This window comes from Priestia sp. FSL W8-0001 (genome assembly GCF_038050335.1).
Taxonomy (GTDB): Bacteria; Bacillota; Bacilli; order Bacillales; family Bacillaceae_H; genus Priestia; species Priestia flexa.
Map to the genome: position 1 here is coordinate 2,728,952 of NZ_JBBPAL010000001.1, position 23,516 is coordinate 2,752,467.

Here is a 23,516-nt window from a genome sequence, read left to right on the forward strand (position 1 = left end):
CTATGTATATATGTAATCATACTAATGATTAACGATTTTGTACAATATTTGATTCGTTTTTTTTCGTACTTTTACATTTTTCGTTTCCAAACGCAAAAATATACAAAAAAACTAGAGAAACTCATTTCCCTAGTTTTTGCACCACAGCAAACCATCGCCTTAGTGTAGACGCTTCTTTTTGCTATCTTTCAGTTTTTTAGGGGTTACGTCATTCCCTTTTTCATCAACAACTTTAATCGTATGAAGATGATTTGTCATTGATTGACGGAACGTTTGTAAATATTCTTTACGAAGCTCTTGCTGTTCTTGTGCTTCAGCTTCTGTTAAACCTTCCGCCTTTGATTTTTTAGATAGTTGATTGATTCGTGCCATTTTATCTTTAGACAACATTTTGTCAGAACTCCTCGCTTTTTAATACAGTTTAAACCATAATACAATACTACACATCTTACTAAATCTCTTGTTTTTTAGCAAGAAGCTCGCCTTGGTCGTCGCAGTACTCCTGATAGCGACGGTGTACAGTTGCTTTTGATACCTTATAACCAAAGCCTTTTAGCGTGACAGCAATTTCTGCAAATGTTAAGCCATTATTACGTAGTTGTACAATTTCTTCTATGGGAACTTCCTTTCGTTCTCTACCTGAGTTTACATGCTGGTTTTTCAAATTATGCTCCGGGTGATACCCATTGGCAACTGCTCTTTTCATACCTCGTTTAATTTTTGCATTATGTAATTTTCTTTGATGTTCTTCCACCAAGCTAATGATGTTTAACAACATGGAATCAGCTTCTGATAGCTGTAGCTGTCCCTGATGACTAATCGTGTAAATTGCTACTTTCTCTTTATTTAACGCGTGCAGTAAAGCAATCCTTGCATTTCCACGCCCCAGTCGTGTTTCATCCTGAATAAGCAGGGTAGAAACGTCTTCTGCTTTTAATAATTCTAAGACTTCTAATATTCCTTCTCGGTCAACTTCATAGCCGCTCGCTTTTTCAGAAATAATTTCACAAACTGTAAAATTATGCATCGTAGCAAGTTGCATTAACTCTTCTTCCTGCCTCTTTAACGATGTCTCTTGGGCTTCTTTATCCGTACTTACTCGACAATAGATAACTGCTTTCATCTTTCTAGCTCCCTTTCTTCATTTCCAAACACTAAAACCCCTACCATCGTTCAGTAGAGGACTCGTAGCTCTAGTTCACTTATCAAAAGCAATCTGATGATCACTTGCTAAATCAGATTTCAATACCGGAATATATAACTGATCTCCCGGAGAAAGCGACTGTGTAGATGGAACAGTTAGCTCATTCATATTTTGGACCCATTCTACAAATTCATTTGGTGATAAATTATGATGCTTACTATATTCTTGGGATAATTCCCAAATAGTGTCACCCTTTGCAATAGTAACAGTTGTATATTTTTCTAACTCCACTCTATCTGCTCCTAATAGCAACGTCAAGACATATGTAAGTGCGGCGATAACCACAAAAAAGGTAGTATAATGTTTAATAGATTCTATTAATGGTCTCATTTCAAATCCCCCTCAGAATGTATGTTCTCATTTTATTGCGAACATCCGTTTCTGTCAATGGGTTTTTTTCGAACTTATGTTTGTATATTATATATAGCCATGATATAATTTATAGCAAAGAATAGCTAAAAATGAGGTGAAATGTATGAAGCTATCAAAACGTCAACAAGAAATACTAGATTTCATTAAGCATGAAGTGAAATTAAAAGGATATCCCCCATCTGTTCGCGAAATTGGTGAAGCAGTTGGTTTAGCATCTAGTTCAACAGTTCACGGGCACTTAGCTCGTTTAGAAAGTAAAGGTCTAATTCGTAGAGACCCCACAAAACCAAGAGCAATTGAAGTTCTTCAAGCAGAGGCCGATGTAAGCATTCCACAAAGTGCAGTTATAAATGTTCCTGTTATCGGTAAAGTTACGGCAGGCTTTCCAATTACTGCAATTGAAAATGTAGAAGAATACTTTCCGTTACCTGACAAGTACGCCTCTCCAGATGAGCAAGTATTTATGTTAGAAATTATGGGAGAAAGTATGATTGAAGCCGGTATACTAGATGGAGATATGGTCATTGTTCGCCAACAGCAAACAGCTAATAACGGCGATATTGTTGTAGCAATGACGGAAGACAACGAAGCAACTGTCAAACGTTTCTTTAAAGAAGATAATTTCGTTCGCTTACAGCCAGAAAACTCCACAATGGCACCTATTATCTTACGTCATGTAACTATTTTAGGAAAAGTCATTGGAGTATATCGCTCCATTCATTAAGAAAAGAGACTGAGACATAAGTAGTTCAGCCTCTACTATACCTGAACGATTGAGAGTTCATAACTTTTAATCGTTCAGGTTTTTTTGGTTGATTGTGAAAACATTGTGAAAACAATGTTGGAAACAGGGTGGAATGGAGCGTAGGACACTCGACTCCTGCGGGAAAGAGAGGGAAAACGGAGATCCCGCAGCGCAGCGAGGAAGCTCAGGTTCCTCCCCGCGGAAAGCGAGTGGCCGTAGCGCAATGGAACGAATGTGTTGAGACAAATCAAAGAGATGGGAACAGCGAGTGTTCGTCTTTTAGAAGCAATCATTTTGTTATGTCCCAGCCTCTTTTATGTTTTTTTTTGGTCAAATATAGGTATATTACTTAAAGAGCAATAATGAAAAGCATAAGGGAGGGAATTTCTCAGTGGATAAGTGGCAAGCAATGAACTCTCCTTTTCAAGATATTACACCGAATCGTGCAATAAACATGTTCTTGTTTCCTTTTTCTTTTAACCGAAAAGAGAAAAAAGATTTAGTTTCAGCTCTTTATGAGCATGAATTTGACTTTTTTTCTCTAGAGAATACAGATTTAGAAAAGAAATTTTATAGCAAAGACTATTTTGTTTCCCACGCTAGCCTTGATCAATACTTTCTTCCTTATATCGAATGTATTCTCTTTCCTCAATCACCAAAAGAAACAGGGCTCATTCGATTTTCAAAAAAGGTGAATCAAGAAATTACATTTGAAACAAAAGCGTCAACAATTCTAAGTGAAGTTTTGTCTATTGATATTTTTTTATGCCCATTTGAAATCGGTGTAATGACGATTCGTATCGAAGTAAAGGGAAACCATTATTCGTACGATGACGTCATTGAGTTTATGAATCATTTCCGCGTATTAGAGCCTAAATTAGCTGAAGAGCACGGAGCGACCATTACATACAAAAATAAAACCTATGATAAAGTACAAGATTATATTTTTTCAAACTTAACACCGTTTCTAAAACCTTACATTGAGCAAGAAACACAGCACAGCAAACATTTTGGAAGCCTGCCTTATTTTATTGATGAACGGATGTACGTACTAAGTTACGTAACCGTCAACAATGAACAGCCTATTAGCAGTGGCACCTTATTTCGAACTGGACAACTGAACAGCTATGATACTGGCGGTAAACCATTTATTTCAGCTAGAAACCAAGAATATATTGATGAATACAATGATCAACACGTCTACAAGCGATGGACGCCCGAAACATACTATGTTGTAACAGACCACGTTTTTTCTTGTATTTCACATTCAGCCGATGAAGAGACGAATCAAATGTTAATGAATCACCTATTTGGTCAGCACTACTATAATCTATTTTTACATTTCTTTTATAAAATTGTACTGTTGAAACTATCTTATCAATATTCGCAGCTTACATTTGAAAAAGACCAAAACGCTATTGAGCGACTCATCCGCTCTATCACACTCTTTTCAGGTAAGTACTTGTTTTTAGAAATCAGTTCTCGAACGGAAGGACAAGAATTTTCTAGACTTTTCAAAAAGACCTTTCACATTGATTCACTCTACCAAGAAGTGAAGGAAACACTTGGGACTTTATATCAAAATCAAGAAAAAATTGCAGGGAAACGTCATAATTATCTACTGTTGATTTTGACCATCTATACTGTGCTATCCGGTATTTACGGAATGAATTTAGTTATTGAAAGCTGGAATAAAAACCTAAGCTGGAGCGCAATAAAAGATTATTCATTGTTTGAGTACATCGCCTTTATCGTTGCTTTGTCAGGAATTACAATTAGCATTAGCTTAGGAATAAATGCTTTATATAAACTAATTAAAGACCGTCTTCAAAAATAACGAGCATAGGTTCTATGCTCGTTATTTTCCTTTCATCATTTCTTCTAATTTTACTCGAACGTTCGGTCCGTAAATTCCATCCACTTCTTTTGGCAAATAGACTTTTTGAAAGCGAGCAACAGCATTAGCTGTATTGGCTCCATAAATTCCGTCTATTCCATGATTAGGAGCGAACTTATTGGGATAAAAGTAAACGGAAGCAAGCGCTTTTTGGAGTACAAACACTTCTTCTCCTCTCGCTCCCTTTTTTAACATACCTTTAGGTAGAGACGGATTAGAACTTTTCACAAATTGACTTTTCATTTGTTGAAAAGACGTTTTTACGGTACTTAGTAAGCTTGGCTTCGACTCCTTGACATACTGAAAAAAAGCAGCGTTCATTTCATTTAAATCGACATACGTTGAAATCCCGTCAACTTTCCCCTGATCGGTAAATTGAAACATGGTCCACTCTGACCAAGTAAATAGGTTTCCCGGGCAATCAAATCCTTCCGTTCGGTTACTGCTACTATAGCGAGCAATCCAAAGAGGATAATAGGAAAGCTCCTTTGTGAAGTATGTTTTAGCAAAGTGATACCCACTATATAACAAAGGCTGTACACCAGTATTTTTCTCCATTTCTTCTAGCCACGTTCGGCCAAACCTAGAGACAAACTCAGCATTTTTCCCTTTATTTACTTCTAAATCTAAGCATGGGGGAAAATCAAACTTCATTGACTGCAGCTGCTGCAAAAAGAAAGCCACTTCCTGTTTAGGGTCGTTGGTACAGTGTGCATAGTGATAAAAGCCGACAAGCAAACCCACTCGCTTAGCTTCAACATAATTCTCATATACCCTTGGATCTGTAAATGTTTTTCCTTCTGTTAACTTAATATATGCACCTTGCACTCCTGCTCGAGCCACTCGTTCCCAATCAATTTCCCCTTGATGATGAGATACATCAATAATTAATGGATTATGTACACTACGATTTTGCATATCATCACACTCCTGTGCTTTTGTATTACCCTAGCAGAAAAAAACATCCATGCAAAGCAATAACCTCACCCAAAATTAAAAAAGGATATTTTCCATATACAGCTAATATACATAAAGTCATCCATTATATTTAGGAGTTGAAGAAATGAATTGGAATAAGCGTATATGGAGTCGGAGAGAACTAACGCTATTGTTAGGTCTTGTGTTTATTGTTATACCTGTTTTAATTGAATTGCGATTACGCTGGCAGCTTTGGCTTAAAAGTTGGTAAAGCTTGTACCTCTTAAATAAAAAAGAATGTTGAGTACTCAACATTCTTTTTTATTTAATCTATAGCTTGCTCTTTGTTTTGGATCTTTAACAGCCATTTTGTAAGCCAATAAGCAAAGTAAACAACACCTAAGTCAATTAAAAACACGTAGAATAAATTCATACTCTTACGCGCTTCAATTAACCCTACACTTTTCTCTAACGGTGCTAAACCAAAAGCAAAGAGCGCGCTTAGTACAATGGTATAAATATAAAAGTTTTTATTATGGTTTGTACAATATTGATAGAGAAGTAAAAAGCCAACTGGAAGTACAGAAGCGGTGATGTTAGATGCGTTTGGTAATATCGGAATTAGAAAATACGTATGTATAAGATGGTTACTACCCCCAAGCGCAATATCAATATAAGTCCATAGGATATGCACCGTGTACCCAAAGAAAAAGAGCTCAAATATGCGCTTTCTATCTACTGTAAAGCAAAGTAACACAAGCGGTAATACTGCTAATGCTAAAACAGTCCAAAACTGCCAGTTTCCAAAGTCTGAATACTGCTTCCAATAATCATAAAATAAACGATTTAATTTATCTTGGGTTTTATGAATCGTTTGCCAATACTGTTCCTTACTCATGAAAATCCCCCTCTATAGAACGTACACTTATCTATGCCCTCTTTTTTTTGTTTTTATGTGGGGATATTGAAGATAAAGAGTTGTTTAGTGACATTTGATTGTTTAAAACATACTTTTTGATAATTTAATACTTCACAATTGTTGTAATCCCATACGGTGTAAGAAAATTACGGTGACTTAGTTCTTCAACCCACTTTTTTTCATTCAAGTGATACACCCCTGTTTGATTTTCATAAGTCAAGCTACCCACATTGATCTTGATTGGTTCAGCAGCAGACAGTAGACGCCTTTCATATTCTGAAGAAGCATGCTGATTAGGAAGGTGCCATAGCTCTAATACATCTCCTTCTTCCATATACTTTTCAAGGTACAGTAAAAATAAACGGTTGTCCGCACCACGGATTTCATATAAGTACGGCAGTGTAAACAATCCGCCTACTTCTTCATACCAGCCCGTATCTTTTAAATCAAAAACAGCTAAATATATTAAGTCCTCTATTCGTTCAAAGTTTGTTTTTTTGTTGTATTCTTCGATTTCATCAGGAATAATAAATGGCTTATATGATGCTAAAAATGTAATTTCAGACATGGGTTGCCACCTCACATTTCATTAAATAGTGAAAAAACTCTTCAAGCGTTCCCATAAACTTGTCAACTCTGTCTAGGTGATAAAAAGCACTTGTGTTTTGAAGATCATTTAACCCGCTGTTTTCACTGTACAAATAGACCTTCTTTTCAAACGCAATTGCCCAATATGACTTCCCTTTCCTCCTGGAAGGATTAAAATAAAGAGGTCTGCGCGCTGCACTTCGTCTTTTTCACATTGCCCTATTTCTTTCAGCTCCTGAAAGGAAGAAGCTTTTCTTCAATAAAGCTAAAATCAATTGTCGCTTCAATTGTACGCAAAAAGTGATTGGCAGGAACTAAATCTTCTACAGAAACCATCACTTGTTCATCTCGATGATTTTTAAGTGCACCCATCATGTTTCATCAACTCCAGTCTTTTTTTATCAGTGGTAACACTGATAAAAAAAGACTGACATAAAAAAGCTGTTGAGAACAAAGTTTCTCAACAGCCTGAAAAGGTGCGAGGTTTGACACCTCGTACCTTTACTTCATTCTATATTTCTATTTTATAAAGCGCCTCTTGGTTTCTACTACCAAAACCTCGATCCATACCAAGATTATTCTTCCCTTGGTCTTCTTCACTTAAATAGTGTTCTTGTGAAATTTCGACACCATGAATTTTAATCCATTTAACAAGTTCGCTATTTCCTGAGTTATCCCCGCTCAGTAAAAAATATTTAACCTTCCCTTTCTTTACAAGACCCTCTAGCTCGCTCGTTGTTAGAATAGGGTCCGTACCGTTGAACCCTCCTAATGCCATGACGCTTTCATTAGCATCAATAATATAAGGTGCGGCCGTAACGGTTGTGAACGTCGCAAATAAGTACTCTTCTCCCGTATTATTTTCGCGAAGGTATGAAAGAAGCTCGCTATTCACGTTTGAGCTAAACATTCCACCTCCGTTCATTGAGTTGCTAAGCTGCGGCCCTGATTCGGGGAGTACACTATTTCCACCGTAAAGGATAGGAGTCACAGACCAATACATTGGCGCTATCAAAAGGATACATAAACTGATAATTGACAGTCTTTTTCTAGCTATGTCGTGACTCTTCAGTATAACAAAAGCAACTGTCAGTATTACACCTACAATACCTAATGTATACATCCATACGCTTCCAATTTGCTCTGTGTAAGAGCCTAGAATATACGTTTGAAAGATGACAGTAACCCCCACTGCTGCGGGTAGTAAATAACTTTTCCAATCGTTACGCTCTTTGTATAAGCGATACATTGCACTCCAGCCAATCCCGCACAAAGCGGCAATTGGAGGAGCAAGCATAATTAAATAGTAGTGATGAAAAAATCCCGCAACGCTAAAAAACCCGGCTACTGGAACCAGCCATGCAGTCCAAAACACCGCTTCTTGCCATTCTTTCTTTCTTCGCTCACGAAATGCGGTCAGTGCTACCGCTAAAATTCCCATTAATGCAAAAGGCAACATCCAGCTAATTTGCCCAGATAAAGCCGACTGAAATAATCGAAGTGGACCTGCTTCACCTGTTCCAAACATATTCATACTTTGGCTACCTCCAGGTCCTACACTTCCTTGTGGCCCTCTTGAATTATTGTTTCCTGGAGGTCCACCATCCCCTTGATTTTGAGGCATTTGCGGCGGCTGATTATTTCCGTTCATTGACGGAGGTGTCCCTTGAGTATCGTCACTTTCTGAGTCGTCAGAAAGTGATATATTCTTTGATGCCTGAACACTTCCTTGTTCTCCAAATCCGCCCATTCCAGCTCTTGCATTTCCTGTTGTTTGCCCTAAAAGACGTTCCGTACCGTTATAACCAAAAGCTAACTCCAAAACTGAATTCGTTTGGCTGCTACCAACGTAAGGACGATTATCTTCTGACGCGTAATCTACTACCAAAGCCCACGATAGCGAAACGCTTGCTAATACAAACATAGACAGTATAAGTGATAAAATTCTTTTTTTTACTGACTTCCGTGCAGCAACAGCGTACATGACGATAAAAGCTGGTAATACCATAAATGCTTGAAGCATTTTCATATTAAAGCCCAGTCCAATTAGTCCAAAAGCGAATATAAGCCAAAGGAGCTTTCCTGATTTCAGCGATTTCATTAAACACCAAGTACCTAAAAGAAGTGTAAATACTAACAGACTGTCAATATTATTCGTTCGGCTTACTGCTGCTGCAATAGGAGTTAACGCCATGACAATTGCAGCAATTCGAGCTGCTCCATCTTCGAACGTCGGTTGAACCATTTTATAAAGTAAGTAAACTGATCCTGCTCCAGCAAGGGCTTGGGGTAGGATCACGCTCCATGTGTGCACGCCAAACAAAAGTGCAAAAATAGTTTGAATCCATAGCACAACAGGTGGTTTATCCACCGTCACGAAGCCAGACGGGTCAAATGAAGCGTAAAAGAAATTGTGAAAGCTCTGAGTCATGCTTTTCACCGCAGCTAAATAATATTGGTTCGCAGCCCCGTCCTGCCAAATGTTATATGTATTTAATACTAGTGCAGCTACCAAGGTTAAAACTAATACTAAATCCAATCGTTGCGTGATTTTTTTCATAAACTTCTCCTTTTGTTCATCATTTGTTACACAGTTTAGCAAGGAAATGTGAACTGAAAATGAACGGTGAAAAATTTATGAATGATTATCTATTTAAGTGCCTATTATTAAAATCATCTTCTCGAGTTTTGGATGCTTTTATTTAAATAATTACTTACAAGCTTGAATGTTCTATTAATCTGAAAAATTGATAGCCCTTTGAACAAACTAGTTTTTATTATAGAATATTTAAATAGATAAAACATTCTATATTTAACTTAACTGTTTTAGAAAGGAGCTTTAATTACTACTGTGGAAAAAAAACTTACAAAGTACGCTCACCAATCTACTAATGTTTTTATTTCATATTTTAAGAAAATGAAAGGAACTATGAGACAACAAGGAAAAGTTGATTATATAGATTCAACTGTTTCTGCTGCAGGTGCACTAATTGCCATGCTGGTCGTTAGTTTTATCGTCTTACACCTAAGTTACCCTATGGCTTTAGCTCCTCTTGGGGCAAGCTGCATTTTAGTCTTCGGTGCTCACAAAGGCTTACTTTCACAACCTCGACATGTTATTGGCGGACACTTTCTTTCTACAACATGCGCAATTATTATACTTAGTTTACTGGGTAAAAGCGTTTTTTCTCTCGTGTTTGCATTGGCATTTGTCTTATTTCTTATGGCTCTGACAGAAACCATGCACCCACCAGCAGCAGCTAGTGCTCTCGTTGCAATTAATAATGAAGTAACTTGGAATTTTCTACTTCCCATTATTTTCGGTGCTTTGGTAGTCGTGTTTATTTCAACCATCTATAATAACGCCTTTCGTGCAAGGCAGTATCCGACACATTGGTTTTAGCTTTGTTACTTTATAAACCGAACTAAAAAAAAAGAGTTTGGGACATAACAAAATGATGGCTTCTAAAAGACGAACACTAGCTGTTTCCATCTCTTTGATTTGTCTGAACACGTTCGTTCCATTGCGCTACGGTCACTCGCTTTCCGCGGGGAGGAACCTGAGCTTCCTCGCTGCGCTGCGGGATCTCCGTTTTCCCTCTCTTTCCCGCAGGAGTCGAGTGTCCTACGCTCCATTCCCCCCTGTTTCCAACATTGTTTTCACAATCAACCAAAAAACCTGAACGATTAAAAGTTATGAACTCTCAATCGTTCAGGTATAGTAAGGACTGAACTACTTATGTCTCAGTCTCTTTTTAATCCAAACAAGATCAAGACTATAATTATTAGCCTATCTCCAATGATAAAGTTTTAACCTCAGTGAGCTGATGGTTTAGCATTTGAGCGATGATAAACCGCGAGCTTATCTACCAATCTTTTACTGGTCGAATCTAACCCTTTTATCGTGACATTCGTTCTATATTCATGATATTTCATCACAACCTTATCAATAGCATCTACAGCTGAATCGTCCCAAACCTTGGCATTGGAAAAGTTAATAACGACAGATTTAGCATCAGCTGTAAAGTCAAAAGCATTTACGAAGCTTTCAACTGAAGCAAAAAACAAAGGACCTTCTACGTTAACAAGTAAGTTGGAACCTTCCACCTTTTGATAAAGCTTAATCTTTGAGATTTTTGCTACGAATAATACTGCACTTAAAATTACGCCTGCAATAATTGAAAATGCAATGGCTTCTGGAATTAGTGCTAAAGCAACTACGATTCCTGCTAGTACGTCAGCACGGGTGTTTGAAAACCATTCTTGCTTAATTTTATCTACCAAATCCTGCACCTTTTATTTTGACTCGCTACTCGCAAGCCGAATTCGTCTTCAACAAAAAGTAGTCTACCACTCTTTTTTCCCAAAATGGAATCTTTTTGATACTTTTTGTTTATAATTTTCTTTGTGGTATGATAAAAGACATGCATTAATTAGCAAGGGAGCAGTGAGATGATTATTGGATACATGAGGCCTTACGAAGGAGATATAAACTGTAAGAATCAAGAACTATCTCTACAAAAAATCCCATGCGATACCATTATAAAAGAAGAACATGGCTCTGCAAAAAAACGAGTTCAGTTAGCAAACTTAAAGGAATTTCGACTGGGCGTCCACGAAAACCGGATGAAAATGTAAAAAAAGCAATTGAAATGTACCAAAGCAAAAACTACACATTAGCGGATATTAAAGAAAAAACGGGAATTAGCAAATCTACGCTATATCGATATTTAGAAGGATAACGAAAAAACGCTGCTCGCAAGCAGCGCTTTTTCCATCTACATCAAACTAAAATTGACCAGTAAGGCCTTAGTTATCAAGGGGATAACTAGGGATTTTTTGACTTTAAGTCAAAGGGGTATAGTGGTATTGTTCGTACCAATAATGTAATAGTAGCATTCATCACTTCATAAAATCCACTTACTTTAATTTCATAATACTTTGTTTAATTAAAAAAGCGGGCTTGTCCAATACAAAGCCTGCTTTTTTATTAGCTTATTGACCGTCTTTAAACTTCCCTACGCCTTCTTGTACCTTTCCTTTTGCTTTATCTTTTTTACCGCTTGCTTGAAGGTTTTTATTATTTGTAGCGTTACCTACTTGATCCTTCACTTCACCTTTTACCTTGTTAACAGCACCTTTTACTTTATCTCCCAATCCTTGGTTTTGATTACTCATTGAAACCCCTCCTATATTTTGTATACCCGACGCATCTCATGATGAAACGAATTTCTAATTTTAAAACAAACATTTTTTAACTAAACTGATAAAAACCGTTCACTAAGGTAATAACTATAAATAACCAACATAACAGGAGTGCATGAAGTAAAAATGATTCCTATTATCTGCATAATCTTAGCTTCTATATTTATTCTAAAGATTGACGCTCCTCGTTTACTAAAAGCAAAAATGCACAAAGAATTCAAAGTGCTTATTTTTTTGCTTTCAATTAGCTTTAGCATGGTTATTGCTAGAGGTATATTGCAGGACGTCCCTAACCCTTTAAATGGGATTGCGTTCCTTTTAAGACCTCTTACTGATATTCTAGTTCAGATTTTAAGGTAAAAATAGGTGAAACGACTATGAAGAAAAATAAGATATCCTCTACTCAGTTTAGAATATTAGTCACGCTACACTGTGTAGGGAGCGGTATTCTTGTTGTACCATCAGCCATAGCTGCTGATGCAAAACAAGACGCATGGATTTCAGCTTTTTTAGGTATTATGATTGGGGTTATTTTAGTACAGTTGTACGTCGCAATTGGGAACCTTTCTCCAAATAAAACGCTAATTGAATTAAATGAATATCTTCTTGGAAAGTGGATTGGAAAGGCTGTATCTCTTCTTTTTTTTCTTTCTGTATTTTTATTTTGTGGTGAAGTTCTATACTACTTAGGGAGCTTCTTAGCCACACAGGTTATTGACGAAACCCCTATTTTATTAATTAATATCGCATTTATGCTTGTTGTAGCGATTGGAGTTCGATCGGGAGTAGAAAATTTAGCGAGATCGGCTCAAATTTTGTTTCCATGGTTTGTCATACCCTTTATTGCGTTAATCTGCTTTATTGCACCACAAAGCGATTTTAAAAATCTTCAGCCCATAACGGATATAAACCTAAAATCACTCGTCAGCTCTACATTTACTTTTGTTAGCATTAGCTATCTTACTTTTCCTGCTTTACTTATGCTATTTCCTGCACATATAAATCGATTCAAAAAAGCAAAATCTTCGTTTTTAAAAGGTGGCATTATAGGAGGATTCATCATGTGTATCCTTATTTTATTAAGCACCTTAGTTTTAGGTCCCTTTGTCTCTGCAAGTGTTTCCTACCCTAGTTATGAACTAGCGATGCGAATTAATATAGGGACATTTTTGCAAGGAATTGAAATCTTAATTGCAATCATGTGGTTTATTTCTTTGTACTTTAAATTATCTATTTACTTTTACGGTACCGTTTCAAGCTTTGCACAAATTTTCGGATTAAAAGAGTATAAGGTTTTTACTCTTCCATTTGCCATTATGGTTATCGTTTTATCCATTACCGTCTATCCAAGCATCAGTTATCAAAAAGTATGGGACAGTGAGACATGGCTTTCCTATAGCTTAATTTTTGGATTGATATATCCACTGCTTCTTTTCATAGTTGGATTATTTCGTAAAAGACGTCAACGTAGCAAATAATCACACGTATGACTACCTAGAACACAGATATGAGGATGCGATTTGTCCTCTCTCTAATGATGCTCACATCAGATATTTTTGAAATGGGCAAAGATAAATTGTTATTATTCCTTATAGCATTTCTTCTATCACCTCTAAAAATAACTACCAGCCGAACCCTCTCGAATGCTCCGACAAAGAGCATCATGAATAAAATTTTGGAGCGTTCTTCTCAAATATCAGAACCCGGTTGGTTGGTTGGTTTATAATCAGGAGGTTAAATAAACCAAAAGCCATTCAGAAGTACTGAGGTGTAACAATTCTCACTACAGAGGCCATTATCTTTTATGTATGTATTCGCTTTTTAGAATTTCAACATAATTTTCAACAACTTTCACAAACTAACGATAGCTAGCACAATGTTAAACGGTCCTTTCTTTTTAATACTGTGCTTTTTGCAAACAGCCAACAAGCCATAGATATTAAAAAATAATGCTATAGAAACGTAATTTATTTCAATTTAAATTAGGAAGGGTGATTTCATTGAAAAAGTTACTTTTATGCTTAACACTCACTTTTATTTCGTTCACTAACCTTGCTTGGTTTTCTCCCGCTCATGCAGTAGAATCCAGAGAACCAGCTTACGCGAAGTGGGGAAAGCTTGCGATGCAAAAAACAAAAGAAAAGTACCCGAAAGCCGCTATTTATGACTATTTGCATGTAAAAAGAGAACAGCAAGGTAATATGTCAAAAGAAACCTTTAAGCTTTGGTTAAATGAAAACAACCAAAAATTCACGGTAATTGTTTCAATTGAATTTAACACATCGTCAGAAGCTGTCTCAAAGATAAGTTTTAAAGAAGAATAAAAAAACCAAGTGGCAAATTAGCCAGCTTGGTTTGTTCTATTTCTATTATTAACGCCTGATATCCGGACAAGGTTGGTTCTATTCAGAATTGCAATAAGAAAGGAAAGCAAACAGAAACCTGCTGCAGTTGTAAACGTTATGCGAACACCGAAATAATCTGTTATATACCCAAAGAGCAATGAAGAAATTCCAAAAGACCCGTATATTAGTGTATCTCTTGCTGAATACACTTTAGCCAGCAACTCTTTTTTGGCATTTCTTTGAATAATGGTCACTTCTGCAACATCTCTCGCCATTTGTGGTAACCCGTACAATAGTGAAATCATAGCGGCTAACCATGCTATAGAAGTCGTTCCAAACCAAAGAGTAAGAACCATTAGGAAGAATGATGACCACATCATCGCTTGACCTAAATTCTTCTCCATTACTTTAGAATAGCGATATACAAGCGCTCCGCTTAATAACATTCCTGCAAAGAAAGCTGCATTAATAATTCCCCACCACGCTTGTGTTTGATCCAGAGCCTCTTCGACAAATACAAGTATAATGGCCGCAATCCAAACTCCTCCAGCCACAGTTTCTAACACTGTCATCACGTTGATTATCCGGAGCTGCTTTGAATTCCAAATAATTTGCCACCCTTCCTTAATCACACCTAGCTTAGGTGATGCTTCTGCGCTCTTTTCTATGGGTTCCACTTTAATCAAACACATAAAAATAGATGAAGTAGTAAACAGCAAAAAAGTGAGCCATAGCATATTAACTTGGCCCCACCATATCATTAGTATGCTTCCAGCAGGCCAGGCGACAAGTCTTGTTATTTGATCAATCATAGCTAAAAAGCTGTTTGCTTTTACAAGATGCTCGTGATCGATTAGGCTTGGAACAAGCGCATTGCGCGCCGGTGATGCAGCTCCATCTAAAAAAGAAATGCATCCAATCACTATATAGACTAGCCATAAACGGTCTATGCTTATATGCAGTGCCATAAGACAAAGCACTAGCAAAAAAATCGTTTTCCCAACCTGAGAGTAAGATAGAATTGCTTTCAACTGATACTTTTCGATCATTAAAGGCGCCACGATACCGCTTACTAACGCTGTCATCGTAATAACAAATGGAATCAAGGACATGAAGGTAACTGATTTAGTCATGTGATATACTACTGCTGTTAAGCTCACAATATATAACACATCACCTAAATTCGCTAGCATTTGTCCAATCCAAAGAAAACGAAATGATTGTTCGTTATGAAATGTTGACATAGAAATCCCTCACATCTTATTTAGTTTTTAGCTTATAAGTGTAAGAGATTGTTTACATCGGACTTCCTCCCGCTCATTCTGATTGCTCTTATTTTATCATAATCAGCGCCTGTTTTTACATAATATTCTAATTTCATTGTCTTTTTCATTGCATTTCGAGGAAGTATTATAAAAGCGCCGAAACAAATTCCTAGTGAAGAAAATATTTTAGAAGTTCAATGGGTTGATTTTAAAACAGCAGAGGAATTGCTTCCTTACTACAATGGCTTTGTGCAATTGCTAACTACTGAAAGAATTCCATATACTCTACAAAAATGAGTTGAAACACAAACTTTTTAGCGCCCATTTTCAGCACACCTCCTCCCTTTCTGGCATTATCTGCATATGATGAACAGGGAAAACACCTAGTTAGAGGAGGAAAAATAATGTATCCAAATTCACCTTATTACCATCAGTGGTATCATCAAATGTATCAGCAGTTTCATCCACCTTATTACCCTGCACCTGCAGCAAGCAGCCGAAACCATCAAACGAGAGAAATCAGAGATTACGGTCCAAATCCACTTGTTGTAAACATCAACGAAGCGACTAAGCAAAATGAAACGTTTCGCACGGCTTTATGGACCGGAAAGCATTTTCAAGTAACGCTAATGAGCCTTGCACCAGGAGAAGATATTGGTTTAGAAATGCATCCAGACGTAGACCAGTTTTTACGCGTTGAACAAGGGCAAGGGTCTGTCAAAATGGGCAGTCGAAAAGATAACTTAACGTTTCAAACCGACGTTTCAGATGATTTTGCCATTATCGTACCTGCAGGAACATGGCATAACTTAACGAATACAGGAGACACACCTCTAAAGCTCTATTCTATTTATGCCCCGCCAAATCATCCGTTCGGAACTGTTCATCAAACGAAACAAGATGCAATGGAAGCAGAGTCGGAATAAATGTTTAGTTAAAAGAGACTGAGACATAAGTAGTTCAGCCTCTACTATACCTGAACGATTGAGAGTTCATAACTTTTAATCGTTCATGTTTTCAGGAGAGTTTTGATGTCGAAACGTCTCATCAAACGTTTCATAGCTAATAGTTTGGAGCTGATCTAATTGTTCATAATTGCACGGCTTAATTTTTATGTTCATGTTACTCCTACCTTTCCTCTCAACTTTCTCAATACATTCTCTTATTTCCTTTTTTAACAAACTCCCAGTCCTTCTCAACATTTCTTCTTACTCGTTGAAGTAAGTCCACCATCACTTCCATTTCTTGATTTGAAAATCCGTTTAAAGCCATTTCATTTGAGTACTCATTTTCTCTTTTAATAATAGGAAAGACAATCTTGCCTTTTTCAGTTGGAAAAAGCTTTTTTATCTTTTTGTTATGGACATCTTCTTTTTTTTCAATAAATTCATTTATCTCTAATTTTTTTATAGCGCGAGCTGCCGTTGTTCGATCAACCTTTATCATTTCCGCTAGCTTTTCTTGAATAATTCCCGGATTTTCACAAATCCGAACAAGATACAAATATTGGCCCTTGGTAAGATCATACTCTTTAAACTCAATATTACTGATAGAATCAAGCGCTCTTGCAATCATCCCAATTTCGCGTAAAATCTCCACATTGACACACCTCCATTTTGTTGTATTCACAACAAAATATTTATATATAATGCATCTCATTTTTGTTGCATATACAACAAAAAAACCAATAAAAAAAAGAAGCCCTAAAAGACTTCTTTTCTAATTATTAATATGATTCTTTCTCATCGCAAAGTAAATGGGTAAACCAAGAGCCGTAATACCTAACCCCCACAAAGCAAGAGTTGTTTGTGTAAAGAGCGTATTAATCACAATAAACAGCCCACCTAGTAGCGAAATAAGTGGTAGTACCGGATAAAGTGGCACACGATAAGGTCTTGGAAGATCGGGTTCACGCTTACGTAAAATAAGCACAGCCGCAAAAGTCATCGTGTAAAAGATCCAAATAACAAACACAAGCATGTCCGTTAGCGTGTTAAATCCACCAATCGTCATCATAATGATGGCGATAAACAAAATAAAAATGCCCGAGTTGTACGGTACTTTACTTTTCTTTGAAAGACGCCCAAACCACTTGCTAAATGGAAGCTTGTTCTCTGTCGCCATCGCATACGGAATGCGCATTCCCGTCATAATGTAGCCATTGATCGAGCCAAATACAGAAATTAAAATACCAATATTTACAAACTTCCCACCAAAAGCGCCAAAAATCAGGCCTGCAGCATCTGATGCTGGCGTATCTGTACCTGCTAAAGACGCTGCCGACATTACCATAAGAAACGCAACGTTAATAAGAAGATATACGGCCATTACAACGGATAAGCCAAGGATAATAGCTCTCGGAAGATCTTTTTTCGGGTTCTTCATTTCCCCTGCAATGTTTCCAACTAAAATCCAGCCGTCATAAGCAAACATGGTTGCCAGTAATCCTGATCCTAACGCTGTTAAGAAATCTTTATCTGGTCCTGCTTCTACTGGAAACAGCTGAAATGGCACGTCTCCACTATGTAATAAACCAAAGATAATAATGAGTACTAATGGGATGAGCTTACAAACAGTTGCAATCGTTTGAATAGCACCAGCTGCTTTGGCTCCTAAAAAATTCATTAAGGTCAAAAACAGCGCAGTTGCAATGGCAATTATAACAATGAGGAATTGATTATCGTTTGCCGTTAGTCCAAATAAACTAATTGTTTGCGTTCCAAAGATAATAGCAAGCGCAGCAATATTAGCCGGAAAGTAAATAACCGTCTGTGCCCACCCAAGCAAAAACGCAACAAGATTCCCATACGTTCTCTTTAAATAAGCCATCATCCCTCCTGTCTCAGGAATAGCAGCTGATAATTCAGCAGCTGTAAGACCCGCACATATCGTTAAAAGCCCACCAATTAACCAGGCTAAGAGTCCAAGGCTAGCGGAGCCAGTCGCTCCATAAACCGCGGTTGGTTTAAAAAACACACCCGCTCCAATAACGGTTCCAATAACTGTCGTAAGAGCAGCTAAGAATCCAATTTCCTTTTTTAAGTCTTGCTGCGGCAAAGGAATCCACTCCTTTTTCTCTAATGATGAATACTAGCTGTTTATATACAAAAAAAGAATGTACTTCTGGCAAGTACACTCGTCAAATTTTAGCATATTCTTTTGCTAAGATGCAATTTTGGTTTTTAAAATATTTATATAAATAAGCTAAATAAAAAAGTACATGTACATCTTTACTTCTTTTTATTAAAAGCTTTGAACGCTCAATTTTACGATGAAGAATTATTACCACTATAATTGGATTGTCTGACACTTCAACTTAAAGGAGAGCTTGAAATAAAGAAACAAATTACACCTTATTTATCTTTTAATGGAAATGCAAAGGAAGTTTTTGAAGGTCAAGTTCAAGAAATTCAAACGTTTGGAGAAGTAAATTTCCCAACTCCTCCAGAAGCTCAGAATCGGATTATGCACGCTAAGTTTAAAAAAGATGAACTATTTTCATGGTTTCTGATTCTTTCCCTGAGCAAAATTTAGAATTTGGAAGTACTATTTCTTTAGTTTTAGAGTTTGAGGAAAAGCAAAGAATCGATATTATTTATAATTGTTTATCCAAAAATGGTACTGTTATTATGGAACTACAAGACACATTTTGGTGAGCCCGCTACGCAAAAGTAAAAGATCCTTTTAATATTACCTGAGATTTAAATTACACATACAATAAGTAAGGGCTGCTATAAGTGTCCGTTATTAACAAAATATTTTTTTATAAAAAAACTTACTGTAACTGTATTAAGAAATGTTCTTAGCTCTTAGTCAAAATGCATTCTTACGAGTGTATTTGTACTTAGAAACAGTTTACTCATAATTTACTTTTGTTACCTGTGCAATAGACTTCATCTTTTTTATCATCATTAAGGTTCAATTCTTTATAACTTAGACATAAACATAAGCTTGGTATTATTAATTCATACTCTTTATAGAGGATTGGAAAAATCCAACCCCCTCTGTTTATTAATTGAATACACAAGGAGTCGGATTTGTAATAATCTGCAAAAACATTTATTAACAGTCCGTATTTTTAGACTTATGAAGAGGTGGAGGAATTAACCATCCTTTTTCTTTACTAAGCTTTAAAAATTTACCGCCTAGCGCTACTTTTTCCATGTGGAACTGGCTGAACATTGCTGCGATATCCTCACGTACACACTGTCCAATCAATTGGCTACAAGCAACTAAACCTGCTGCAATATCGCGCGAAACAGAAGCCGCAACTTCTGGATCTTGAACTCGAGCACCTACTGGAATATCATCTAAGCAAGCTTCAGGACGTTCTGGAGGTGTTGGAGGTAAACCTATTCCGTTTTCTTTTAATAATTTTTCTATCGCTTTTATCTCTTCTTGACATTGTTCAATTGATTGTTGAACTAATTTATGTAGGTCTTTGTCACCTACGTGATTTAAAAATGTTTGATATCCAGACACTAAAGCTTTTGATGTTGAAACAAAAGACCAAGTTCCAAATACCTCACCGTAGTGCATTGGCTCATCTGTTGGATTTCCACTTAAAATACCTATTTTTTCATCCTCCTTAACATATTTATAACGGTGTGCTACCTTCCATCTTGCGCACAAGCATTAATATAACCATTACCTAAACAATCATTCAATTTAATAAAAAATGTATATAATCTATTTGTTTAGACAAGCTATTCAACGTATCTAGATGCACACAGAGATAGTCAAGCCCTTTATTAAGTAAACGTGAAAAATATCTATGGTACGTATTATACTGTCTCCCATCCCATTAAGTCTGGGAGACAGCCTTCCTTCATCGAAACTCTCCCCACCTAAGAAACATAGTTAACGTACAACATCCTTCTCCTTGAGACTGAGCAGGCATAATTAACAACAGACCATCTGGATTGTACTTGGCTGTTACAGATGTACTTATCCCTATCGATTTAATCAGGTTGTCGACCTGTATGTGATTTCCAGCCTGAGCTGCTGTCATCAAGGTCTGAGAAAACTTCGGTTCAGCTATTTTTTTCAATAAAGCATTTGCTTCAAGAGTAATTTTTTGAAGGGAACTGACAGAATGACTGAAAATAGAAGTATCAACTGACGGCGACTGTGGTTGACGATTCATTCGCTGCTGAAAATATGGATCATAATATGGATAATAATACATAAAACACCTCTTCATTTTACATAGTTACTTATTTTTATGTACTCTTTTCATGTTCGGTGAATGAAGGACTAGACGCCATACTCTTTACTTCTAGAATGCTGCTTCGTTGATCTTTTATATTTTTCATTTAGCACATGATTCAATTTATTTCACTTTTCATTTCATCTCCTAAATTTTGATTTTTAACATCAAAAAAGACACTAATCGCTACATAATGATTAGTGCCCTCTGGTCAGTTAGGGGAGAATTGATTTTTTAATCCTTTATCTCATTAATACATATTTCGAACAGCTCGAGCGTTATAGTTGTAATTCTTCAAGCTTTTTTTGTAAAGATGCGACCTGTCAGTCTAACTCTCTCAATCTTATTTCTTGTTCAACATTTTCTTGTTGTTCAGACGCCTGTTCTTCAATTACCTCATCAATCGCAAATTTTGCTGCATATGTCGCTATAATATCCGCTACAGTACCAAGTACGCAGATAATAAATATAGCTTTAAAAATGAGAATATAGATCATATTTACCTATTAGATAATAAAGAGATTAAGAGAAATCTTGAAAAAGGCAAAGGATTTGCCTTTACAGGAGGAATATTTAGTACTCTTGGTATTGGAATACAAGCTGTGATGTTAGCTTTAGCTATAATAGGTTACACGGCTCTCTTTTTTTAAAATATTTATGAAATTTTCTCACTATTACTTTATAGTTATTACAAAACAAGTAAAAACCTACTCTTATGAGCAGATCTAGCATCCATAACTTTTTATTTTTTACCTTTTAGTTCTAGCAGTATAGGTGCTATATTTAGTAAAATAGAAACAATTGTTAAAAACCATACTGCCTTTTCCATAGTAGGAACAACATCCATTAAAGCTGACCAATCTTCCCCTTTCACCCAATCAGATACAAGGCTATGTTCTGCACAGAGTGTCAGTGCCGTGAATGATAATCCCATCGCCATCGCAAGTTTATAATCTTTTCCTGTTTTATACATATACAGATTTATAATAGTTGCTACTATGGCAATAAGCCCTAATATTAACCACATAATAATGCCTCCATTATATTTTATTTATGTTGAAAATATAAATTAAACGGTCTAGTTATCCTATTTTACAGTCGTATCTGATAGCTATACAAACACACTTTTATATAATACCATAAAAGGTAAATTATTACTTATTGTAATAAAAAAGATTTTTTATTTCTACAGTTTTTACTATCAAAATGGAAAGATAGCTCCATAAAAAGACGCCTCGATACATTATGCCAAGCTGTTTCCTAACAATTAATATTGACTTTTTTATTGATCGCATTGCTATAAGAGAACTGGTGTATGAAATAAGTTTCACCTTATCAAAGTTTTCTAGAAATCATATTTCGCAAATTATTAATTGATTCGTGGATGCTTGTGGTCAAAATGTGGTCACATAAAGTTACTTATTTATTAATTACGCATCGTTTAACGATAACCTATTAATTAGGGCTCTCTAAAAAATTATTTAGATGAGTTTCAACTTTAACTTTTATATCAATAAGTGACTAACTAGTTAAGTCCCTCTTACCAACAGATTTTCGCAGGAAATAGATTTTGTTAAAAACAATGTAGTGACTACAAAAAATATTAACATTTACCTTTAACAGACTCATTAACATAAAACGTGTTCTCGGTACTAAACAATAAACAAAGCAAAAAATAATAATGATATTTCTTGCTTTGTTTAGAATCTCTATCTCCAACTTTATTCTTCTTTATATAATTTCTTCAATAAACCAATATGTGCTTGATGATAACGACTGTGATCAGCTATATGCCAGATCCCCCAACGAATTGTAGCTGTTTTTCCATTCTCATATGAGACTACATTATTTAAATCCTCTTCAGATAACTTCGTGCATTCTAAACGAAACATTGTTTGAACCTTATCATAGCTATCTATTAAATCAATAATAGTTGTATCTTTTATAAAAGGTATTTGACCTGCTGAATCAACTAAAGGACCGTATTCTTTTTGAAGACTAGAGGGTATTTGTTGATTCTTAAGTCGGTAGACCCAATGCAAGTCTACAACAGCTAAATGCCTCAATAATTGTCCAATACTGTTCATCTTGTTTTCAGTACCTTTGTAGAGTAATTCTTCCTGATTTACATCCTTTACAAGAAGTTTTAACCTTTCATATGTATCTGAAACAGTAGCGTATAAAAGAGCAACTGAAGGTTCCATTTCATTATCCAAGTGTAAATCCATTAACAACTATATCTCCCCCTTTATGTAATTAAATTCCTTGTAATTACATTTTATCATCTCATGATGCTTGGTCATAAATATGATATATGAACCTAGTTATCATAATGGATTTTCTAGGCACAAAAACAGGCTTCAAGTTCTCTTAAAGCCTGTTTTACTTACCTTTCTTCTTTAAAATCCTTTTTTATAGTCCAAAACGTTTTCTTTAAATCATCATAAAAAAACATCGTTAAGAATCCTAGTATTGTAACACCAGCTGAAAATGCACCTAAATCTAAAAATAATCCTACAAATACAAGAATGATTCCAATCATAAAACCAGGGTCTGATAAATCCTCAATTTTATTCTTTTTTTGATCTATTACTATTTTTTTCTGAAAAGAATGATCACCTTTAATTAGTTCATCTAACGTCACATTATATAAATCACTTAGCTTAATAAGATTTTCAATATCGGGATACCCTTTATTATTTTCCCACTTATATACAGCTTGCCTAGATACATTCATTTCTTGGGCCAATTCTTCCCTAGAAAGATTTTTTTCTTCCCTTAGTCTTTGCAATTGTTCTCCTAAGTTCAACTTAACCACCTCTTACGCCCACTTTATAACAAATATGTAA

The 23,516-nt window shown here is 36.0% G+C and carries 26 protein-coding genes and 3 pseudogenes; 9 read left to right on the forward strand and 20 right to left on the reverse strand.

All coding sequences use genetic code 11. The annotated features are described in order from the left end of the window. Positions 1 to 159 precede the first annotated feature (159 nt). The 3 genes from MKZ18_RS14530 to yneA all read right to left on the reverse strand — a co-directional run bounded on the left by MKZ18_RS14530 (position 160) and on the right by yneA (position 1,534). On the reverse strand, positions 160 to 390 hold the full coding sequence (locus MKZ18_RS14530) for a DUF896 domain-containing protein (RefSeq protein WP_025908272.1): 231 nt from the start codon (positions 388 to 390) through the stop codon (positions 160 to 162). Between the two features lie 61 nt (positions 391 to 451). Further along, entirely contained in the window at positions 452 to 1,123 is a 672-nt protein-coding gene (locus tag MKZ18_RS14535) for a YneB family resolvase-like protein (protein ID WP_061786653.1), read from the reverse strand. A gap of 75 nt (positions 1,124 to 1,198) precedes the next feature. Further along, entirely contained in the window at positions 1,199 to 1,534 is a 336-nt protein-coding gene (gene yneA / locus MKZ18_RS14540) for a cell division suppressor protein YneA (protein ID WP_025908270.1), read from the reverse strand. Positions 1,535 to 1,679: 145 nt separating this feature from the next. Between yneA and lexA the strand changes: the two genes are divergently transcribed. Both lexA and MKZ18_RS14550 read left to right on the forward strand, forming a co-directional pair. Then, positions 1,680 to 2,300, forward strand: coding sequence for a transcriptional repressor LexA (gene lexA / locus MKZ18_RS14545; RefSeq protein WP_025908269.1), 621 nt, complete (start codon positions 1,680 to 1,682; stop codon positions 2,298 to 2,300). Positions 2,301 to 2,712: 412 nt separating this feature from the next. After that, on the forward strand, positions 2,713 to 4,158 hold the full coding sequence (locus MKZ18_RS14550; protein WP_235859269.1) for a hypothetical protein: 1,446 nt from the start codon (positions 2,713 to 2,715) through the stop codon (positions 4,156 to 4,158). A gap of 21 nt (positions 4,159 to 4,179) precedes the next feature. Here MKZ18_RS14550 and MKZ18_RS14555 read toward each other — a convergent pair whose 3' ends face one another. Beyond that, entirely contained in the window at positions 4,180 to 5,136 is a 957-nt protein-coding gene (locus MKZ18_RS14555) for a GH25 family lysozyme (protein ID WP_061786678.1), read from the reverse strand. A gap of 145 nt (positions 5,137 to 5,281) precedes the next feature. Here MKZ18_RS14555 and MKZ18_RS14560 point away from each other — a divergent pair, with 145 nt between their 5' ends. Next, positions 5,282 to 5,407: a hypothetical protein gene (locus MKZ18_RS14560; protein WP_258957911.1), complete on the forward strand. Its 126-nt coding sequence runs from the start codon at positions 5,282 to 5,284 to the stop codon at positions 5,405 to 5,407. Between the two features lie 54 nt (positions 5,408 to 5,461). Here the strand turns inward: MKZ18_RS14560 and MKZ18_RS14565 are convergent, their stop codons facing one another. The 4 genes and pseudogenes from MKZ18_RS14565 to MKZ18_RS14580 form a co-directional block, all read right to left on the reverse strand. After that, the gene (locus MKZ18_RS14565) at positions 5,462 to 6,034 is read right to left on the reverse strand and encodes a hypothetical protein (protein ID WP_076512712.1); all 573 of its coding nucleotides are present in this window, start codon (positions 6,032 to 6,034) and stop codon (positions 5,462 to 5,464) included. Between the two features lie 124 nt (positions 6,035 to 6,158). Further along, entirely contained in the window at positions 6,159 to 6,623 is a 465-nt protein-coding gene (locus tag MKZ18_RS14570) for a hypothetical protein (RefSeq protein ID WP_119543338.1), read from the reverse strand. A 257-nt stretch (positions 6,624 to 6,880) separates the two neighbouring features. After that, positions 6,881 to 7,018 (reverse strand): annotated as a pseudogene (locus tag MKZ18_RS14575) (IS5/IS1182 family transposase); the annotation flags it as partial. A 136-nt stretch (positions 7,019 to 7,154) separates the two neighbouring features. Further along, entirely contained in the window at positions 7,155 to 9,203 is a 2,049-nt protein-coding gene (locus MKZ18_RS14580; RefSeq protein ID WP_163071325.1) for a glycosyltransferase family 39 protein, read from the reverse strand. A 291-nt stretch (positions 9,204 to 9,494) separates the two neighbouring features. Here MKZ18_RS14580 and MKZ18_RS14585 point away from each other — a divergent pair, with 291 nt between their 5' ends. Beyond that, on the forward strand, positions 9,495 to 10,046 hold the full coding sequence (locus tag MKZ18_RS14585) for an HPP family protein (RefSeq protein ID WP_061786683.1): 552 nt from the start codon (positions 9,495 to 9,497) through the stop codon (positions 10,044 to 10,046). 413 nt (positions 10,047 to 10,459) lie between these two features. Here MKZ18_RS14585 and MKZ18_RS14590 read toward each other — a convergent pair whose 3' ends face one another. Continuing rightward, complete coding sequence (locus MKZ18_RS14590) at positions 10,460 to 10,927, reverse strand: STAS domain-containing protein (protein WP_025910955.1); 468 nt, start codon at positions 10,925 to 10,927, stop codon at positions 10,460 to 10,462. 168 nt (positions 10,928 to 11,095) lie between these two features. On the opposite strand from MKZ18_RS14590, the gene MKZ18_RS21110 reads away from it, so the two are divergent. Beyond that, positions 11,096 to 11,281 carry a hypothetical protein gene (locus MKZ18_RS21110; RefSeq protein ID WP_374955935.1) on the forward strand — a complete coding sequence of 62 codons (186 nt, stop codon included), beginning with the start codon at positions 11,096 to 11,098 and terminating at the stop codon, positions 11,279 to 11,281. Further along, positions 11,227 to 11,385 (forward strand): annotated as a pseudogene (locus MKZ18_RS21115) (helix-turn-helix domain-containing protein); the annotation flags it as partial. The gene MKZ18_RS21110 and the pseudogene MKZ18_RS21115, both read left to right, overlap by 55 nt. Positions 11,386 to 11,638: 253 nt before the next feature. Here MKZ18_RS21115 and MKZ18_RS14600 read toward each other — a convergent pair. Further along, positions 11,639 to 11,821 carry a CsbD family protein gene (locus MKZ18_RS14600; RefSeq protein WP_061786057.1) on the reverse strand — a complete coding sequence of 61 codons (183 nt, stop codon included), beginning with the start codon at positions 11,819 to 11,821 and terminating at the stop codon, positions 11,639 to 11,641. A gap of 404 nt (positions 11,822 to 12,225) precedes the next feature. Between MKZ18_RS14600 and MKZ18_RS14605 the strand changes: the two genes are divergently transcribed. Next, on the forward strand, positions 12,226 to 13,326 hold the full coding sequence (locus tag MKZ18_RS14605; protein ID WP_061786056.1) for a GerAB/ArcD/ProY family transporter: 1,101 nt from the start codon (positions 12,226 to 12,228) through the stop codon (positions 13,324 to 13,326). Between the two features lie 522 nt (positions 13,327 to 13,848). Continuing rightward, positions 13,849 to 14,172, forward strand: coding sequence for a DUF3889 domain-containing protein (locus MKZ18_RS14610; RefSeq protein WP_025910949.1), 324 nt, complete (start codon positions 13,849 to 13,851; stop codon positions 14,170 to 14,172). Positions 14,173 to 14,189: 17 nt separating this feature from the next. Here the strand turns inward: MKZ18_RS14610 and MKZ18_RS14615 are convergent, their stop codons facing one another. After that, a complete protein-coding gene (locus MKZ18_RS14615) occupies positions 14,190 to 15,437 on the reverse strand; it encodes an MFS transporter (RefSeq protein ID WP_340842415.1) in 1,248 nt (415 codons plus the stop codon). 425 nt (positions 15,438 to 15,862) lie between these two features. On the opposite strand from MKZ18_RS14615, the gene MKZ18_RS14620 reads away from it, so the two are divergent. Beyond that, entirely contained in the window at positions 15,863 to 16,384 is a 522-nt protein-coding gene (locus MKZ18_RS14620; RefSeq protein ID WP_061786054.1) for a cupin domain-containing protein, read from the forward strand. Positions 16,385 to 16,468: 84 nt separating this feature from the next. Here the strand turns inward: MKZ18_RS14620 and MKZ18_RS14625 are convergent. From MKZ18_RS14625 to MKZ18_RS14665, 9 genes and pseudogenes are all read right to left on the reverse strand, one after another. Then, positions 16,469 to 16,579: pseudogene (locus MKZ18_RS14625) on the reverse strand (GNAT family N-acetyltransferase); the annotation flags it as partial. A gap of 28 nt (positions 16,580 to 16,607) precedes the next feature. Continuing rightward, complete coding sequence (locus MKZ18_RS14630; protein WP_061786060.1) at positions 16,608 to 17,033, reverse strand: MarR family winged helix-turn-helix transcriptional regulator; 426 nt, start codon at positions 17,031 to 17,033, stop codon at positions 16,608 to 16,610. Between the two features lie 144 nt (positions 17,034 to 17,177). After that, entirely contained in the window at positions 17,178 to 18,515 is a 1,338-nt protein-coding gene (locus MKZ18_RS14635; RefSeq protein WP_340842413.1) for an APC family permease, read from the reverse strand. 1,005 nt (positions 18,516 to 19,520) lie between these two features. Further along, entirely contained in the window at positions 19,521 to 20,033 is a 513-nt protein-coding gene (locus MKZ18_RS14640; protein ID WP_144594286.1) for a DUF3231 family protein, read from the reverse strand. Positions 20,034 to 20,286: 253 nt separating this feature from the next. Then, positions 20,287 to 20,646 (reverse strand): hypothetical protein, encoded by a 360-nt coding sequence (locus MKZ18_RS14645; RefSeq protein ID WP_076512706.1) that lies wholly within the window; start codon positions 20,644 to 20,646, stop codon positions 20,287 to 20,289. Between the two features lie 344 nt (positions 20,647 to 20,990). Further along, the gene (locus MKZ18_RS14650) at positions 20,991 to 21,164 is read right to left on the reverse strand and encodes a hypothetical protein (protein ID WP_156413527.1); all 174 of its coding nucleotides are present in this window, start codon (positions 21,162 to 21,164) and stop codon (positions 20,991 to 20,993) included. A 245-nt stretch (positions 21,165 to 21,409) separates the two neighbouring features. Continuing rightward, entirely contained in the window at positions 21,410 to 21,694 is a 285-nt protein-coding gene (locus tag MKZ18_RS14655) for a hypothetical protein (RefSeq protein WP_061786048.1), read from the reverse strand. Between the two features lie 694 nt (positions 21,695 to 22,388). Further along, entirely contained in the window at positions 22,389 to 22,895 is a 507-nt protein-coding gene (locus MKZ18_RS14660) for a DinB family protein (protein ID WP_061786059.1), read from the reverse strand. Positions 22,896 to 23,053: 158 nt separating this feature from the next. Then, a complete protein-coding gene (locus tag MKZ18_RS14665) occupies positions 23,054 to 23,476 on the reverse strand; it encodes a helix-turn-helix domain-containing protein (protein ID WP_025909209.1) in 423 nt (140 codons plus the stop codon). Positions 23,477 to 23,516 lie beyond the last annotated feature (40 nt).